Genomic DNA, 16,670 nt, shown 5'->3' with positions numbered 1-16,670 from the left:
TCGTCACACGCCATTCTTCAAAGGCTATCGTCCTCAGTTCTACTTCCGTACAACAGACGTTACTGGTGCGGTAGAGCTGCCAGAAGGCGTAGAGATGGTAATGCCAGGCGACAACCTGAAATTCAAGGTTGAGCTGATTGCCCCGATTGCGATGGACGAAGGCTTGCGCTTCGCTATCCGTGAAGGTGGAAGAACTGTTGGCGCTGGTGTTGTTTCCAAGATTATTGAATAATCCGGAAGCTATCCATAGCTAATAAGAAAGGCCGCATAAAGATGCGGCCTTTTTGTTTTTATGGCGCCAACAGTTCTTCCACCGAAACGGTGTTCCGTGACAAAATCGCCGGGAGCGATTTTGAACGCCTGAAAGGCGGCCCGAAGGGCGGAGGGCAGGAAGCCCGGAGTAACGTGGCCGTACAGTAGGTGCTGGTGCGGGCAGATAACTGCTCCATGCGTTATCTGCATTTCCACCGTCCATGGTGGTCATATCTAAGATCATCGACTAATTCGTCAGGAACGAATTAGAACAGCCGGAGGCTGGCTCGAAGAGCGAAGGGCAAGGATAGCCCGTAGTACTAATATCGATATTTAGGTAACATCCTAGAAAAGGTCACTTCGGTGGCCTTTTTTATTGCCTGAGATTCATGGTGTGGCCCGAAGCGCCCCCTTACCGCTAAGAAAAAAGTCCCCATTGCTGCCTTTTCTTTGTCTTTCTGCCTGCCGGTTTTTACACTGATATTGCGCTAACACTGCGGCGTAGGTGGGCTATAAGGCTCATGGATAACACTCTATTGTTTGCTGCTGGCTTCATTTCCAGCACACGCCAGTGCGCCGAGTTAAAGACAATCACGCCACCCCTCTCCAGGCCGACGTGCTGTTTGTTGGTCAACCCTTGTATAACCGCAATCAAAAGGTATAATACCGCACCCTTCTTATGCACCAATCCCATTTTTTAGTTCTCAAATTGGGTTTGTGTATATATAGGAGGCAAATAGGGGTGTAGTTCCAATTGGTAGAACAGCGGTCTCCAAAACCGACGGTTGGGGGTTCGAATCCCTCCACCCCTGCCAAAATAATATAGGCCTGATGTATCAGGTCTTGGGTGCAGGAAGCACACAGGCAGCGATTTTGCCGCTGACACCGGTTAAGGTGTTACAGCAGTGACAGGCGTCGATTCCTGATCGGTTAATGATCGGGAAGTCATCAGGACCACACCAGGCATTGAGTGTGGTATTAAGTCCGTAGTTATAGGTAAGTTCATGAGCGTCAATACAGAAAGTACATCCAATGCAATGGATTCAGTCAAATGGGTGTTGGTTATCGGCCTGCTGGCTGCGGCCGTTGCCGGCAATTACATTTATGAGGACCTATCGGTTCTGATTCGAGCCATTTCCGTTGTCGTCTTAGTCGCTGTGGCAGGTTTCATTGCGGCCACCACCGACAAAGGCTCGCGCTTCCTCAATTTCGCTAAAGAATCACGCATGGAAGTCCGTAAAGTGGTCTGGCCGACTCGCCAGGAAGCAACCCAGACGACGCTTATTGTGCTGGCAGCCACGGCTATTGTTGCACTGTTATTGTGGGGTCTGGACGGCATATTGGTGCGTTTGGTGTCACTGATCACAGGCTTAGGAGTATAAGATGGCTGATAAAAGGTGGTACGTGGTACAGGCTTTCTCCGGATATGAAGGAAGAGTAAAGCAGTCTTTGCAAGAGCATATCAAAATCCACGGTATGGAAGACTATTTCGGAGAGATTTTGGTTCCTACCGAAGAAGTCGTTGAGATGCGCGCCGGTCAAAAACGCAAAAGTGAGCGTAAATTTTTCCCAGGCTATGTGCTCGTAGAAATGGAAATGAACGAAGACTCCTGGCACTTAGTAAAAAGTGTGCCCAGAGTGCTGGGCTTTATCGGCGGTAATGCCGACCGTCCTGCGCCGATTAGCAAAAAAGAAGCGGACGCCATCCTCAACCGCCTGCAAGAGTCTGTCGACAAGCCTAAGCCTAAAACCTTGTTTGAACCCGGTGAAGTGGTTCGGGTTACGGACGGACCATTTGCTGACTTTAATGGTGTGGTAGAAGAAGTCGATTATGAGAAGAGTCGCTTGAAGGTTTCAGTGTTAATCTTCGGACGCTCCACTCCGGTAGACCTGGACTTCGGTCAGGTAGAAAAAGGCTAAGGACGACATTTAAGGCTCATTGCGCCCCTCAGTTAATACTGACTTGGCGTGTGGAAGTCGAAAAATGCCTTAAAGTCAACTATCGGGGTTGAACACTGGTGTAGATTAAAATATAATCCGCACCCTTTTTAAACACGGGGAGCCGTTTGAGTAAGCACTCTCTAATGCTTACGAGGCGTTAAACCCACTTTAGAGGTTATTAAAAAGATGGCTAAGAAAGTAAAAGGCTTGATTAAACTTCAGGTCGCTGCGGGTGCTGCTAACCCCAGCCCACCAGTAGGTCCTGCATTGGGTCAACATGGTGTTAATATCATGGAATTCTGTAAGGCATTCAACGCCAAGACAGAAAGTCTGGATAAAGGCGCACCAGTACCTGTTGTTATTACCGTATACGAAGATAGATCCTTCACCTTTGAGACCAAGACTCCACCAGCGTCATACTTGCTGAAAAAAGCAGCCGGTTTGAAGAGTGGCTCTTCACGTCCGAACACTGAAAAAGTGGGTAAAGTGACGCGTGCACAGTTGGAAGAAATCGCCAACATTAAAGAACCTGATCTGACTGCCGCCGATATGGATGCTGCAGTGAACACGATCGCGGGTTCTGCGCGTAGTATGGGCTTGGTAGTAGAGGACTGATCAGATGGCTAAATTAACCAAACGTATGCGCGCTATCCAGGAAAAAGTGGATGCGACTAAAGAATATGAAATCAACGAAGCCGTGACTTTGTTGAAAGAACTGGCGACGAGCAAGTTCGTAGAAAGTTTTGATGTGGCGATTAATCTGGGTGTTGACCCACGTAAATCTGATCAGAACGTTCGTGGTGCAACGGTATTGCCACACGGTACTGGTAAAGATGTCCGCGTTGCGGTTTTCACTCAGGGTGCAAACGCTGATGCGGCTAAAGAAGCCGGTGCTGATATCGTAGGTATGGATGACCTGGCCGCTCAGGTGAAAAAAGGCGAAATGCCATTTGACGTGGTCATTGCTTCTCCTGATGCAATGCGTGTCGTAGGTACTTTGGGTCAAATCCTTGGCCCACGTGGTCTGATGCCTAACCCGAAAACCGGTACTGTGACACCTGACGTTGTGACTGCAGTTAAGAACGCTAAAGCGGGTCAGGTTCGTTATCGTAATGATAAGAACGGTATCATCCATGCCAGCATCGGCAAAGTGAGCTTTGAGCCACAACAAATCAAAGAGAACCTTGAGTCCTTGATCGAAGCTTTGAAAAAAGCCAAGCCTTCAACATCAAAAGGTTCTTATGTGAAGAAAGTCAGCCTGAGCACCACGATGGGTGCTGGCGTGACAGTAGACCAGGCCAGTTTGGCGGGTTAATTCTTCATAAGTTGTCGTCGCGTTAGCGGCGATCTCTCTTAGGAATATGGGTTGGAGCTTGTTTAGCAAGCTCCCGTCCAAGACCGCAGGCGCATTCTGTGCAGATGAAGTAAGAGAGCATCTGCATTGATAAACGGAATGCTTAATCTAACAGCCTGCGCAGACGGTGATCTGACTCAGACTCTCTGGGAATAGCGAACACCGTGGAGCGGTAAGGCATTGGGCCTTATCAATCTATAAACTCTGAGAAGGTGACTTCTCAGTAACTAAGAGGTGAACTCAGTGGCACTAGGTTTAGCAGCAAAAAAAGAGATCGTCGCTGAAGTCAGCGATGTAGCCTCTCGCGCTCTATCCGTCGCCGTCGCTGAATACCGCGGAATGGAAGTGGCCGATTTGACGCAATTGCGTGTTAAGGCTCGTGAGCAAGGCGTATATCTGAAGGTTATTCGGAATACCCTGGCAAAGCGTGCTTTGGCAGACAGCAAGTTTGCTGATATTGATGACGCTCTGACCGGACCTTTGATTTATGGCTTCTCTCTGGAGGCACCTGGTGGTGCAGCACGTCTTTTTAAAGATTACTCCAAAGACAGCAAAAAATTAAAGGTAACGGCACTTTCCATCGGCAGTGGTCTGTTGGGTCCGGAAAAACTGGACGCAGTGGCAGCGCTACCGACCCGCGACGAGGCTCTGGCAAGACTACTTGCTACCTTCAAAGCACCGGTTGGCAAATTCGTTCAGACTATCAACGAAGTGCCTTCCAAGTTTGTGCGTGTATTGGCGGCAGTCAAAGACACCAAGTAATTTGGTGTGTTTGGTTATTTGAATTTTTAACATTAAACCCAGGAGTTTAGAGAAATGGCTCTAACTAAAGACGATATTTTGAATGCAATCGCTGAAATGCCAGTGATGGAATTGGTAGAACTGATCGAAGCCGCTGAAGAAAAATTCGGTGTTTCTGCTCAGGCTGCTGTTGCTGTTGCTGCTGGTCCAGCTGCAGGCGGTGATGCTGCTGCAGAAGAGAAGACTGAATTTGACGTAGTACTGACTGAAGTTGGCGGAAACAAGGTTTCTGTAATCAAAGCAGTACGCGCAGCTACAGGTCTTGGCCTGAAAGAAGCGAAGGATGCAGTTGAAGCTGCTCCTAAAGCGATCAAAGAAGGCGTAAGCAAAGAAGACGCTGAAGCACTGAAGAAAGAGCTTGAAGAAGCTGGTGCTAAAGTTGAGATCAAATAATCTGTCTTTTGACAGATTATTTGCCTGATATCAGGCAAAGGCTGGTGATCATTTGATCACCAGCCTTTTTGCGCTGTAGGATAGTGTACTTACACCGTTTGTTACCTATCCGTAAAAAGGCGCACAGGAACCACTATTATTCAAAGACTTAGTCGTCAGCAATCAGGGCTGACTGAGGCGCATAGTAGAACGGTCCTTAAAACGGTGCTGGAAGTTTGTCTATTGCTCATCATGGTATGAGTGCAGTAAAGGCAAGTTGGGTCAAAAATCAGCAGGCTGAGGAACCCATGGTTTACTCTTATAGCGAAAAGAAACGTATTCGTAAGAATTTTGGCAAACGCCCACAGGTATTGGAAATACCGTATCTTCTTTCAATCCAGCTAGACTCTTTTAAGAAATTCATCGAAATTGATGCAGCTGGCCAATATGGCCTCGAAGCAGCCTTCAGTTCGGTGTTTCCTATCAAGAGCTATTCAGGTAACTCTGAATTACAGTATGTGAGCTATCGGCTGGGTGAACCCGTGTTTGACGTCAAGGAATGTCAGATCCGGGGGGTCACCTATTCGGCTCCACTGCGGGTGAAATTGCGTCTGGTGCTGTTTGATAAAGAAGCTGCGCCGGGCACAGTAAAAGATATTAAAGAGCAAGAAGTGTACATGGGTGAAATTCCACTCATGACCGAGAATGGTACTTTTGTTATTAATGGTACCGAACGAGTTATCGTTTCTCAGTTGCATCGCTCTCCAGGCGTGTTTTTTGACCACGACAAAGGCAAAACCCACTCTTCCGGTAAAGTCTTATATAACGCCAGGGTAATTCCTTACCGTGGCTCCTGGTTAGATTTCGAGTTCGATCCTAAGGACAACTTGTTTGTTCGTATTGACCGCCGCCGTAAATTGCCCGCGTCAATTATTCTTCGTGCTTTGGAAATGAGTACGGAAGAAATACTGGATCTGTTCTTTGAGAAAAACCAGGTTCGTATCACCGATGAAAAAGTGATGATGGATATCGTTCCGGATCGTCTGCGTGGTGAAACCGCTCAGTTCGATATCCTGGACAAAGAGGGCAATGTGCTGGTTGAAGCCGGTCGTCGTATCTCTGCCCGTCACACACGCCAGCTTGAGAAAGCAGGCATTAAAGAACTGGAAGTTCCACCAGAGTATTTGGTTGGTAAAGTCGTGGCGCGCACCTATGTAGATGAATCTACCGGTGAAGTGGTTGCTAATGCTAACGACGAATTTACACTGGAAACCCTGCTGGATCTGAAAAAAGCCGGTTATGACAGCTTTGAAACGTTGTATATCAACGAGTTAGATCACGGCGCTTATATGTCAGAGACATTGCGCATTGACTCCACCACCAACAGGCTCGAAGCGCTGGTAGAGATTTACCGCATGATGCGTCCTGGCGAACCGCCAACAAAAGATGCCGCAGAAACGCTGTTCGAAAACCTGTTCTTCTCTGATGACCGATATGATCTGTCCTCTGTGGGCCGTATGAAGTTCAATCGCCGCCTCGGTCGCGATGAGCTCACCGGTGAAGGTACGTTGTCCAAGGAAGATATTGTCGCGGTAATGAAGCAATTGATTGCTATCCGTGATGGTAAAGATGATGTGGACGATATCGATCACCTGGGTAACCGCCGTATCCGCTCTGTTGGTGAAATGGCAGAGAACCAGTTCCGTGTTGGTCTGGTGCGTGTAGAGCGAGCAGTAAAAGAGCGCTTAAGTCTGGGTGACCTGGACAACGTCATGCCACAGGATTTGATTAACGCTAAGCCAATCTCGGCTGCCGTTAAAGAGTTCTTCGGTTCGAGCCAGCTGTCTCAGTTTATGGATCAGAACAACCCACTTTCGGAAGTGACCCACAAACGCAGAATCTCTGCTTTGGGCCCGGGTGGTCTGACCCGTGAGCGTGCAGGGTTCGAAGTGCGTGACGTTCACGTCACTCACTATGGCCGCGTATGTCCTATCGAGACGCCGGAAGGACCAAACATCGGTCTGATCAACTCTTTGGCAACTTATGCCAGAACCAATGACTTTGGTTTCCTGGAGACACCGTACCGTCGTATTGTCGATGGTATCGTCACTGACGAAATCGATTATCTGTCTGCGATTGAAGAAGGCCAGTATGCCATCGCTCAGGCGAATGCAGTGCTGGATGATGAAGGCCACCTTGCAGATGACCTGGTGTCTTGCCGTCATCGTGGTGAGTTTACGCTCAAACCACGGGAAGAAGTGGAATACATGGATGTGTCGCCACAACAGATCGTGTCTGTTGCTGCCAGCATCATCCCCTTCCTGGAGCACGACGATGCTAACCGAGCGCTGATGGGCTCGAACATGCAACGTCAGGCAGTACCTACCCTGCGTGCTGAGAAGCCGCTGGTCGGAACCGGTATGGAAAAAACTATCGCTGTGGACTCCGGCGTAACCGTCGTCGCCAAGCGTGGTGGTGTTGTGGATTACGTAGATGCCAGCCGTATCGTGATCAAGGTCAACGAAGAGGAGACCTTTGCAGGCGAAGCCGGTATCGATATCTACAACCTGACCAAATACACCCGTTCAAATCAGAACACCTGTATCAATCAGAAGCCTACATGTAATGTTGGCGAACCGATTGTTGCCGGTGACGTTCTCGCCGATGGTCCTTCCACCGATATGGGTGAGTTGGCTCTGGGTCAGAATATGCGTGTCGCCTTTATGCCCTGGAATGGATTCAACTTTGAGGATTCTATTCTTATCTCTGAGCGTGTGGCTGAAGAAGACCGTCTGACGACAATACATATTCAGGAACTGAACTGTATTGCCCGTGACACTAAGCTGGGGCCAGAAGAAATCACCTGTGATATCCCCAACGTCGGTGAATCGGCACTGGGTAAACTGGATGAATCGGGCGTGGTTTATATCGGCGCCGAAGTGAAAGGCGGCGATATTCTGGTGGGTAAGGTGACACCTAAAGGTGAAACCCAGCTGACACCAGAAGAGAAGTTGCTGCGTGCGATCTTCGGTGAAAAAGCATCGGATGTAAAAGACACGTCTTTACGTGTTCCGAACAGTGTTCACGGTACGGTTATCGACGTTCAGGTATTTACCCGCGACGGCGTTGAGAAAGACAAGCGTGCCCTGGAAATTGAAGACATGCAGCTTCGCCAGGTTAAGAAAGATTTGTCAGATGAGTTTAACATTCTCGCTGACGGCATCTTCTCTCGTGCCCGCAACCTGTTGTTAAACAACGGCATCAAAGAAGAAAAGCTGGATAGCTTGCCACGTGAAAAATGGTTTGATATCAGCCTGAAAGACGAGGATGCGCAAAACGATCTTGAACAGATCGCTGAGCAGCACGGTGAGATCAAAGACGACTTCGATAAGAAGTTTGAAATGAAGCGTCGTAAGATCACTCAGGGCGACGATTTGGCACCTGGCGTGCTGAAGATTGTTAAAGTCTATCTGGCGGTTAAACGTCATATTCAGCCTGGTGACAAGATGGCTGGTCGTCATGGTAACAAGGGTGTTATTTCCACCATCGTGCCAGTTGAAGACATGCCTTACGATGAACATGGGCAACCCGTTGATATCGTACTCAACCCTCTGGGTGTACCTTCACGGATGAACATCGGTCAGGTGCTGGAAATGCATCTGGGTATGGCTGCTCACGGTATCGGTGCCAAGATTGACCGCATGCTGAAAGAACAGCAGGACAAAGCTAAGCTACGGGGCTTTATCAAAGAGGTTTATGACCTTGGCGAAGCTCACCACAAAGCGGACATCGACAGTTTCACCGATGACGAAGTGGAGCGTCTGGCCGGAAATCTGCGCAAAGGCTTGCCGATTGCCACGCCGGTATTTGATGGTGCCACCGAGGCAGAAATCAAACAGATGTTGGCGTTGGCTGATATCCCAGAAGATGGTCAGATCGTGTTACATGATGGCCGTACCGGTCGCCCGTTCGAGCGTAAAGTGACAGTGGGTTACATGTACATGCTGAAACTTAACCACTTAGTCGATGACAAGATGCATGCCCGTTCAACCGGTTCTTACAGCCTGGTTACGCAGCAACCTCTGGGTGGTAAAGCCCAGTTCGGTGGTCAGCGCTTCGGAGAGATGGAAGTGTGGGCACTGGAAGCTTACGGTGCTGCCTATACCTTGCAGGAAATGCTGACAGTCAAGTCGGACGATGTGAATGGTCGTACCAAGATGTATAAGAACATTGTGGACGGCGATTATCGTATGGAACCTGGCATGCCGGAATCTTTCAACGTATTGCTGAAAGAGATCCGCTCGTTGGGTATCAACATCGAACTGGAAGAAAACTAGGCCACTGACGATTATCAGGGCATGTTGGGAGCCTGCGGGCTCCCATAGGTTAATGACTCCGCAGGGAGAAAATCGTGAAAGACTTATTAAAGTTTTTGAAGCAGCAAAATAAGACCGAAGAATTCGATAACATTCGAATTGGTCTGGCTTCTCCGGACATGATCCGTTCGTGGTCTTACGGTGAGGTTAAGAAACCCGAAACCATCAACTACCGCACGTTCAAACCAGAGCGCGAAGGGCTCTTTTGTGCGCGTATTTTTGGTCCGGTTAAGGATTATGAGTGTTTGTGTGGTAAGTACAAGCGACTCAAGCATCGTGGCGTGATCTGTGAGAAGTGTGGCGTTGAAGTCACTCTGACTAAAGTCCGTCGTGAGCGCATGGGCCATATCGAGCTGGCCAGCCCAGTGGCCCATATCTGGTTCCTCAAATCACTGCCCTCACGCATTGGTTTGATGCTGGATATGACGTTACGTGATATCGAGCGCGTGCTGTATTTCGAATCTTATGTGGTGACTGAGCCCGGCATGACCACGCTGGAACGCTCTCAGTTACTCACTGAAGAAGAGTACCTGGACGCACTGGAAGAACATGGTGACGAATTCGAAGCCAAAATGGGTGCGGAAGCTGTCTTTGATTTGCTCAAAGTGCTGGATGTGGATGCTGACGTGGTCGCCATGCGTGAAGAGCTGCCATCTATTAATTCAGAGACAAAGCGCAAAAAGATTTCCAAGCGTCTTAAGTTGTTGGAGTCATTCCAGCAATCCGGGAATCGTCCCGAGTGGATGATTCTGACCGTATTACCGGTATTGCCACCAGATTTGCGTCCGTTGGTACCACTGGATGGTGGTCGTTTTGCCACCTCAGATCTGAATGACCTGTATCGTCGCGTGATTAACCGGAATAATCGTCTGAAGCGTCTGCTTGACCTTGCAGCACCGGATATTATTGTGCGTAACGAAAAACGTATGTTGCAGGAAGCGGTTGATGCGCTGCTAGATAACGGTCGTCGTGGCCGTGCCATCACCGGTTCAAACAAACGGCCGCTGAAGTCTCTTGCGGATATGATCAAAGGTAAACAAGGCCGTTTCCGTCAGAACCTGCTCGGTAAACGTGTCGATTACTCTGGTCGTTCCGTTATTACTGTTGGTCCAACACTGCGTTTGCATCAGTGTGGTCTGCCTAAGAAAATGGCACTGGAACTGTTCAAGCCGTTTATCTATGGCAAACTTGAAGGTCGTGGCCTGGCCACGACGATCAAAGCCGCCAAGAAAATGGTTGAGCGTGAAGCCCCGGAAGTGTGGGATGTGCTGGATGAAGTTATCCGTGAACATCCGGTGCTTTTGAACCGTGCGCCAACACTGCACAGATTGGGTATTCAGGCTTTCGAACCGGTACTGATTGAAGGTAAAGCGATTCAGTTGCACCCTCTGGTGTGTGCGGCCTATAACGCTGACTTCGACGGTGACCAAATGGCCGTGCATTTGCCATTGACATTGGAAGCTCAGCTCGAATCTCGTGCGCTGATGATGTCAACTAACAACATCCTGTCGCCTGCAAACGGTGAGCCAATCATCGTGCCATCTCAGGACGTGGTTTTGGGTCTGTATTACATGACCCGTGACCGTGTTAATGGCAAAGGCGAAGGCATGGTGTTTAAAAATCCCCATGAAGCCGAAAAAGCCTATCGCACGGATATCGCAGAACTGCATGCCCGTGTCAAAGTGCGTATCCGCGAAGTGGAAGTGGATGAGCAGGGTAACAAGACTGAAAAGTATTCGCTGATCGACACGACTGTAGGTCGCGCTATTTTGTCTCTGGTATTGCCAGAAGGCCTGCCTTTTGAGCTGATCAATCAGCCTATGGGTAAGAAGCAGATCTCCAGACTGCTCAATGTTTGTTATCGTACACTGGGTCTTAAAGACACCGTTATTGCCGGTGACCAAATCATGTACACCGGTTTTCACTACGCCATGATAGCGGGTGTGTCTATCTGTCTGAATGACATGGTTATCCCTGAAGAGAAAGTCGAGATCATCGGTGAAGCCGGTGCTGAAGTGGCTGAAATTCAGGATCAGTTCCAGTCCGGTTTGGTCACAGCGGGTGAGCGCTACAACAAGGTTATTGATATTTGGTCGGCAGCTAACGAACGTGTTGCTAAAGCCATGATGAGTAACTTGTCGAAGGAAGAAGTGGTGAACCGCGACGGTGAAACCGAAGAGCAAAACTCCTTCAACTCCGTTTACATGATGGCCGACTCCGGTGCCCGGGGTAGCCCGGCGCAGATTCGTCAGTTGGCTGGTATGCGTGGTCTGATGGCTAAGCCAGATGGCTCCATCATTGAAACACCCATCACCGCTAACTTCCGTGAAGGTCTGAACGTATTGCAGTACTTCATCTCTACTCACGGTGCCCGTAAGGGTCTCGCGGATACGGCACTGAAGACCGCAAACTCAGGTTATCTGACACGTCGTCTCGTGGATGTCGCCCAGGATTTGGTTATCACCAATGATGATTGCGGCACCTTCGAAGGCGTTAAGATGACACCACTGATTGAAGGTGGTGACGTGGTAGAGCCATTGCGTGAACGTGTACTTGGCCGAACTGTGGCTGAAGACGTTTACATGCCAGGATCTGAAGAGGTACTGGTAGAACGTAATGTGATTCTTGACGAAGCCTTGGTAGACCTGCTTGAGGCGCACTCTGTAGATCAGGTAATGGTGCGTTCGGTTATCACCTGTGAAAACGATTTCGGTGTGTGTGCCAAATGTTACGGCAGGGACCTGGCTCGTGGTCATCAGGTGGGCATTGGTGAATCTGTGGGGGTTATCGCCGCACAATCCATCGGTGAACCCGGTACTCAGCTGACCATGCGTACGTTCCACATCGGTGGTGCGGCTTCCAGAGCGTCTGCTGAAAATAGCGTGCAGGTTAAAACCGATGGTCGTCTGAAGCTGCATAACGCGAAGTTTGTACGCAACACAGAAGATAAAGTTGTGATCACTTCACGTTCTACTGAAATCACCATCATTGATGATCAGGGACGTGAAAAAGAGCGTTACAAAGTACCTTATGGTGCAACATTGGCAGTGGATGACAGTGCCAAAGTAAGTGCCGGAGAAGTGGTCGCAAACTGGGACCCTCACTCGCACCCAATTATTGTAGAACGCGACGCCAAAATCAGCTTTGCTGATGTTGATGACAGCAATACCGAGATGCAGCAGGATGAACTGACTGGCCTGACGCGTATTGTTGTTAAGGATTTAACCAAGGCGAATGCGAAAGAGCCTAAGTTAATTCTTGAGTCCGAAGAACATGGCCTGCAGGAAATTCGACTGCCTAGCTTTACGACGATCGAAGCGTCTGACGGTAAAGTGGCGAATACGGGTGATGTATTGGCGCGTATTCCTCAGGAAAGCTCTAAGACCCGGGATATTACCGGTGGTCTGCCAAGGGTTGCGGACTTGTTTGAAGCCCGTAAGCCGAAAGAGCCGGCCATTCTTGCAGAAGTGTCAGGAACGATCAGCTTTGGTAAAGAAACCAAAGGTAAGCGTCGCCTGATCATCACCCCGGAACAAGGCGATGCCTATGAGGAAATGATTCCTAAGTGGCGTCAACTGAATGTCTTCGAGGGTGAGAAGGTGGAAAAAGGTGAAGTGATCTCTGACGGTCCTGAATCACCACATGACATCCTTCGCCTGCGTGGTATCAGCGCGGTGTCGAATTACATTGTGAACGAAGTTCAGGATGTATATCGCCTCCAGGGTGTAAAGATTAACGATAAGCACATCGAAGTGGTCATTCGCCAGATGCTGCGCAAGTGCCTGATTACCCATCCGGGTGACAGTCAGTTCCTTGAAGGGGAACAGCTTGAGTTGTCTGAAGTGAAGATCGAAAACCGTAGGCTGGAAAAACAAGGCAAGATCCCGGCGCAGTATGAAATACAGCTGCTGGGTATTACCAAAGCCTCACTGTCTACCGAATCGTTCATCTCTGCGGCGTCCTTCCAGGAAACGACCAGAGTATTGACCGAAGCGGCAGTACAAGGCAAAGAAGACGATCTGCGCGGTCTCAAAGAGAACGTGATTGTGGGCCGTTTGATTCCTGCCGGTACCGGTTTTGCTTATCACCAGCAACGTCAGCGTCGCAAGCTGGCTGCAGAAGTGGTAGAGGATCCGTCCGTGTCTGCCGCTGAAGCAGAGCAGGCATTGTCTGATGCGCTCAATGCCGAAACTGGCAGTGGCGGTGATGCTGAAAGTTAGTGAAGCAAAGGCATCGGACTGTTTGGCCGATGCTACGCTGTAAAGCTGCAAGAAGGCCAGCAAATCAGCCTTCGGCTTGACAGCTCAATCTTTGCTCTATAGAATTCCGCGACCCTGTTTCAGGGTTGCGGTTTTTATCATTTTTTAGCATCTAAATTGAGCGAGTTGGTTGCTCAAATTTAGGCAAAAAAATGAGTGTTATACGATTAAATCAGTAGTTTTTTTATCAGGAGCTAGTTAATGGCAACAGTTAACCAGTTAGTGCGCAAGCCGCGCCAGAAGGTCGTTGAAAAAAGCAACGTCCCTGCGCTTCAGGCTTGTCCACAACGACGTGGTGTATGTACTCGTGTATATACTACCACTCCAAAGAAGCCGAACTCTGCACTGCGTAAAGTGTGTCGTGTTCGCCTGACCAATGGTTTCGAGGTCAGCTCATACATCGGTGGTGAAGGTCACAACCTGCAAGAGCACAGTGTTGTGCTGATTCGCGGTGGTCGTGTTAAAGACCTGCCAGGTGTTCGTTATCATACCGTTCGTGGAACCTTAGACTGTGCAGGCGTAAGCGCCCGTAAACAGGGTCGTTCCAAGTACGGCGCGAAAAGGCCCAAGTCTTAACGGTTCTCCGTTTAGTAAGGCCAAACTGACATAAATATAGAGTTTTGGGTTACCCCTGAATTCAACGGAGAATAGAAGATGCCTAGAAGAAGAGTCGTAGGTCAAAGAAAGATCCTACCCGATCCTAAGTTCGGATCACTATTACTAGCTAAGTTCATGAATGTCGTCATGCTGGACGGCAAAAAATCAACTGCTGAAAAAATCGTATATGGTGCGCTGGATATCGTTGCTGGAAAAACCAGCAAAGATCATCTGGACGTATTTGAAGACGCTCTGGATAACATCCGTCCGTCTGTGGAAGTTAAGTCCCGCCGTGTTGGGGGTTCAACCTATCAGGTACCTGTAGAGGTTCGCCCTGTTCGTCGTAATGCTCTTGGCATGCGTTGGTTGGTTGAAGCTGCTCGTAAGCGTGGCGAAAAGTCTATGGCTCAGCGCCTGGCTGCCGAGATGCTGGATGCATCTGAAAACAAAGGTTCTGCGGTTAAGAAGCGTGAAGACGTTCACCGCATGGCAGAAGCAAACAAAGCCTTCGCTCACTACCGCTGGTAATCTTGGATCAGAGAGGCAATTATGGCTCGTAAAACCCCTATTGAGCGCTATCGTAATATCGGTATCTGTGCTCACGTGGACGCGGGTAAAACCACGACCACTGAGAGGGTGCTGTTCTATACGGGTTTGTCACACAAAATCGGTGAAGTCCATGATGGCGCTGCCACCATGGACTGGATGGAACAGGAGCAGGAGAGAGGGATTACCATCACCTCTGCTGCCACAACCTGTTTCTGGGCTGGTATGACCCAGCAGTTTGATCAGCACCGCATCAATATTATTGATACGCCGGGACACGTTGACTTCACGATTGAAGTTGAGCGGTCTTTGCGTGTTCTTGATGGTGCGGTGGTGGTTTTCTGCGGTTCATCCGGTGTAGAACCACAGTCTGAAACCGTGTGGCGACAAGCCGACAAATACCACGTTCCACGAATGGTTTTTGTGAATAAAATGGACAGAGCCGGCGCCGATTTCGAGCGGGTCGTTAAACAGATTCGTACCCGACTCGGTGCCACTTGCATTCCGATTCAACTGAATATAGGCGCCGAAGAGCACTTCAAAGGTGTCATTGACCTTATCAAGATGAAAGCCATTAACTGGAATGAAGCTGATATGGGCATGACGTTTACCTATGAAGATATCCCTGCAGAGCTGGCCGACAAAGCCGCTCGTTATCGCAGCGATATGGTCGAAGCGGCTGCAGAAGCCTCAGAAGAGCTTATGGAGAAGTATCTTGAAGGCGGAGAGTTGACAGAAGACGAGATCAAGCAAGGGTTACGCTTGCGTACTCTGAGAAATGAGATTGTCCTGGCAACCTGTGGCTCAGCCTTTAAGAATAAAGGCGTTCAGGCTGTATTGGATGCGGTGGTGGAATATCTGCCAGCACCAGGCGATGTGCCTGCCATCAAGGGACACCTTGATGATGCGGCAGAGACCCTGGACGAGCGTCATGCGGATGACAATGAACCGTTCTCTGCACTGGCCTTTAAGATCGCAACCGATCCTTTCGTTGGCACCCTGACGTTTTTCCGCTGTTATTCTGGCGTAGTACAGACAGGTGACACCGTGTATAACTCGGTGAAATCTAAGCGCGAGCGTTTTGGTCGTATCGTGCAAATGCACGCGAACAGCCGTGAAGAGCTTAAGTCTGTGTGTGCTGGTGATATCGCGGCGGCCGTTGGTCTGAAGGATGTCACGACAGGGGATACCCTGTGTGATCCAAATCATGTGATCATTTTGGAGCGTATGGAATTCCCTGACCCTGTTATTTCAGTGGCGGTGGAGCCTCGTTCTAAGGCCGACCAGGAGAAGATGGGGATTGCGCTTGGTAAATTGGCCGCTGAAGATCCTTCTTTTCGGGTTAAGACCGATGAAGAATCAGGCCAGACCATTATCTCCGGTATGGGTGAACTTCATCTGGATATTATCGTTGACCGGATGCGTCGCGAATTTAAGGTGGAATGTAATGTGGGTAAACCCCAGGTTGCATACCGCGAAACCATCCGCAAAACGGTTGAAGTTGAAGGCAAATTCGTGCGTCAGTCTGGTGGACGAGGCCAATATGGTCATGTTTGGCTGAAGATTGAGCCGCAGGAAGAAAGTGCTGGATACGCATTTGTTAATAATATCGTCGGTGGTGTGATTCCTAAGGAATACATTCCAGCCGTTGATAAAGGGATCCAGGAGCAGATGCAAAACGGTGTTATCGCCGGCTATCCTGTTCTTGATGTGAAAGTGACGTTATTTGACGGATCTTTCCACGATGTTGACTCTTCTGAAATGGCGTTTAAGATCGCAGGCTCGATGGGTTTCAAGAAAGGGGCCGCAGAAGCGAAGCCTGTATTACTTGAACCGACCATGAAAGTAGAAGTCACCACTCCCGAGGAGTGGATGGGTGATGTTGTGGGAGACCTCAACCGTCGCCGGGGTATGATAGAAGGTATGGAAGACGGCGTTGCCGGTATCAAGATAGTGCGTGCGAAAGTACCATTATCAGAGATGTTTGGTTATGCCACCGACCTGCGAAGTGCAACCCAGGGGCGAGCATCATACTCAATGGAATTCTTTAATTACGCGGAAGCACCTAGCAATGTGGCTAACGCGATTATTGAAGCTAGAAAATCTTAATGAAGGTCTGGTCCGGTAATCTGTCTTTGACAGGGGGCCGGACTTTTAACTTAGGAACTTAGT

11 protein-coding genes, 1 tRNA gene and 1 pseudogene are annotated in these 16,670 nt (G+C 49.3%); all 13 read left to right on the top strand.

Going from position 1 to position 16,670, the window contains the following annotated elements; all coding sequences use genetic code 11:
* Positions 1–232: pseudogene (gene tuf, locus CCY32_RS16860) on the top strand (elongation factor Tu); the annotation flags it as partial.
* A 758-nt stretch (positions 233–990) separates the two neighbouring features.
* Positions 991–1,067, top strand: a tRNA-Trp gene (locus CCY32_RS16850).
* Positions 1,068–1,256: 189 nt separating this feature from the next.
* Positions 1,257–1,634 (top strand): preprotein translocase subunit SecE, encoded by a 378-nt coding sequence (secE, locus tag CCY32_RS16845; RefSeq protein WP_088332832.1) that lies wholly within the window; start codon positions 1,257–1,259, stop codon positions 1,632–1,634.
* A 1-nt stretch (position 1,635) separates the two neighbouring features.
* The gene (gene nusG / locus CCY32_RS16840; RefSeq protein WP_088332830.1) at positions 1,636–2,172 is read left to right on the top strand and encodes a transcription termination/antitermination protein NusG; all 537 of its coding nucleotides are present in this window, start codon (positions 1,636–1,638) and stop codon (positions 2,170–2,172) included.
* Between the two features lie 207 nt (positions 2,173–2,379).
* Entirely contained in the window at positions 2,380–2,808 is a 429-nt protein-coding gene (rplK, locus tag CCY32_RS16835; RefSeq protein WP_088332828.1) for a 50S ribosomal protein L11, read from the top strand.
* A 4-nt stretch (positions 2,809–2,812) separates the two neighbouring features.
* Positions 2,813–3,508, top strand: a complete 696-nt coding sequence (gene rplA, locus CCY32_RS16830) for a 50S ribosomal protein L1 (RefSeq protein ID WP_088332826.1) — start codon at positions 2,813–2,815, stop codon at positions 3,506–3,508.
* A 282-nt stretch (positions 3,509–3,790) separates the two neighbouring features.
* Complete coding sequence (gene rplJ, locus CCY32_RS16825; RefSeq protein ID WP_088332824.1) at positions 3,791–4,309, top strand: 50S ribosomal protein L10; 519 nt, start codon at positions 3,791–3,793, stop codon at positions 4,307–4,309.
* 54 nt (positions 4,310–4,363) lie between these two features.
* Positions 4,364–4,741: a 50S ribosomal protein L7/L12 gene (gene rplL, locus CCY32_RS16820; protein WP_088332822.1), complete on the top strand. Its 378-nt coding sequence runs from the start codon at positions 4,364–4,366 to the stop codon at positions 4,739–4,741.
* 287 nt (positions 4,742–5,028) lie between these two features.
* On the top strand, positions 5,029–9,057 hold the full coding sequence (rpoB, locus tag CCY32_RS16815) for a DNA-directed RNA polymerase subunit beta (RefSeq protein ID WP_088332836.1): 4,029 nt from the start codon (positions 5,029–5,031) through the stop codon (positions 9,055–9,057).
* Between the two features lie 74 nt (positions 9,058–9,131).
* The gene (gene rpoC / locus CCY32_RS16810; RefSeq protein WP_088332820.1) at positions 9,132–13,316 is read left to right on the top strand and encodes a DNA-directed RNA polymerase subunit beta'; all 4,185 of its coding nucleotides are present in this window, start codon (positions 9,132–9,134) and stop codon (positions 13,314–13,316) included.
* 240 nt (positions 13,317–13,556) lie between these two features.
* On the top strand, positions 13,557–13,931 hold the full coding sequence (rpsL, locus tag CCY32_RS16805; RefSeq protein WP_062476045.1) for a 30S ribosomal protein S12: 375 nt from the start codon (positions 13,557–13,559) through the stop codon (positions 13,929–13,931).
* A gap of 78 nt (positions 13,932–14,009) precedes the next feature.
* Positions 14,010–14,480 carry a 30S ribosomal protein S7 gene (gene rpsG, locus CCY32_RS16800; protein WP_062476049.1) on the top strand — a complete coding sequence of 157 codons (471 nt, stop codon included), beginning with the start codon at positions 14,010–14,012 and terminating at the stop codon, positions 14,478–14,480.
* 21 nt (positions 14,481–14,501) lie between these two features.
* The gene (gene fusA, locus CCY32_RS16795; protein ID WP_088332818.1) at positions 14,502–16,607 is read left to right on the top strand and encodes an elongation factor G; all 2,106 of its coding nucleotides are present in this window, start codon (positions 14,502–14,504) and stop codon (positions 16,605–16,607) included.
* The last annotated feature ends 63 nt before the right edge of the window (positions 16,608–16,670 follow it).

Source organism: Lacimicrobium sp. SS2-24 (assembly GCF_002201535.1).
In the GTDB taxonomy this organism is placed as follows: domain Bacteria; phylum Pseudomonadota; class Gammaproteobacteria; order Enterobacterales; family Alteromonadaceae; genus Lacimicrobium.
The sequence above is the reverse complement of the archived record's forward strand: the minus strand, read 5'-3'. Positions and strand labels throughout refer to the sequence as shown.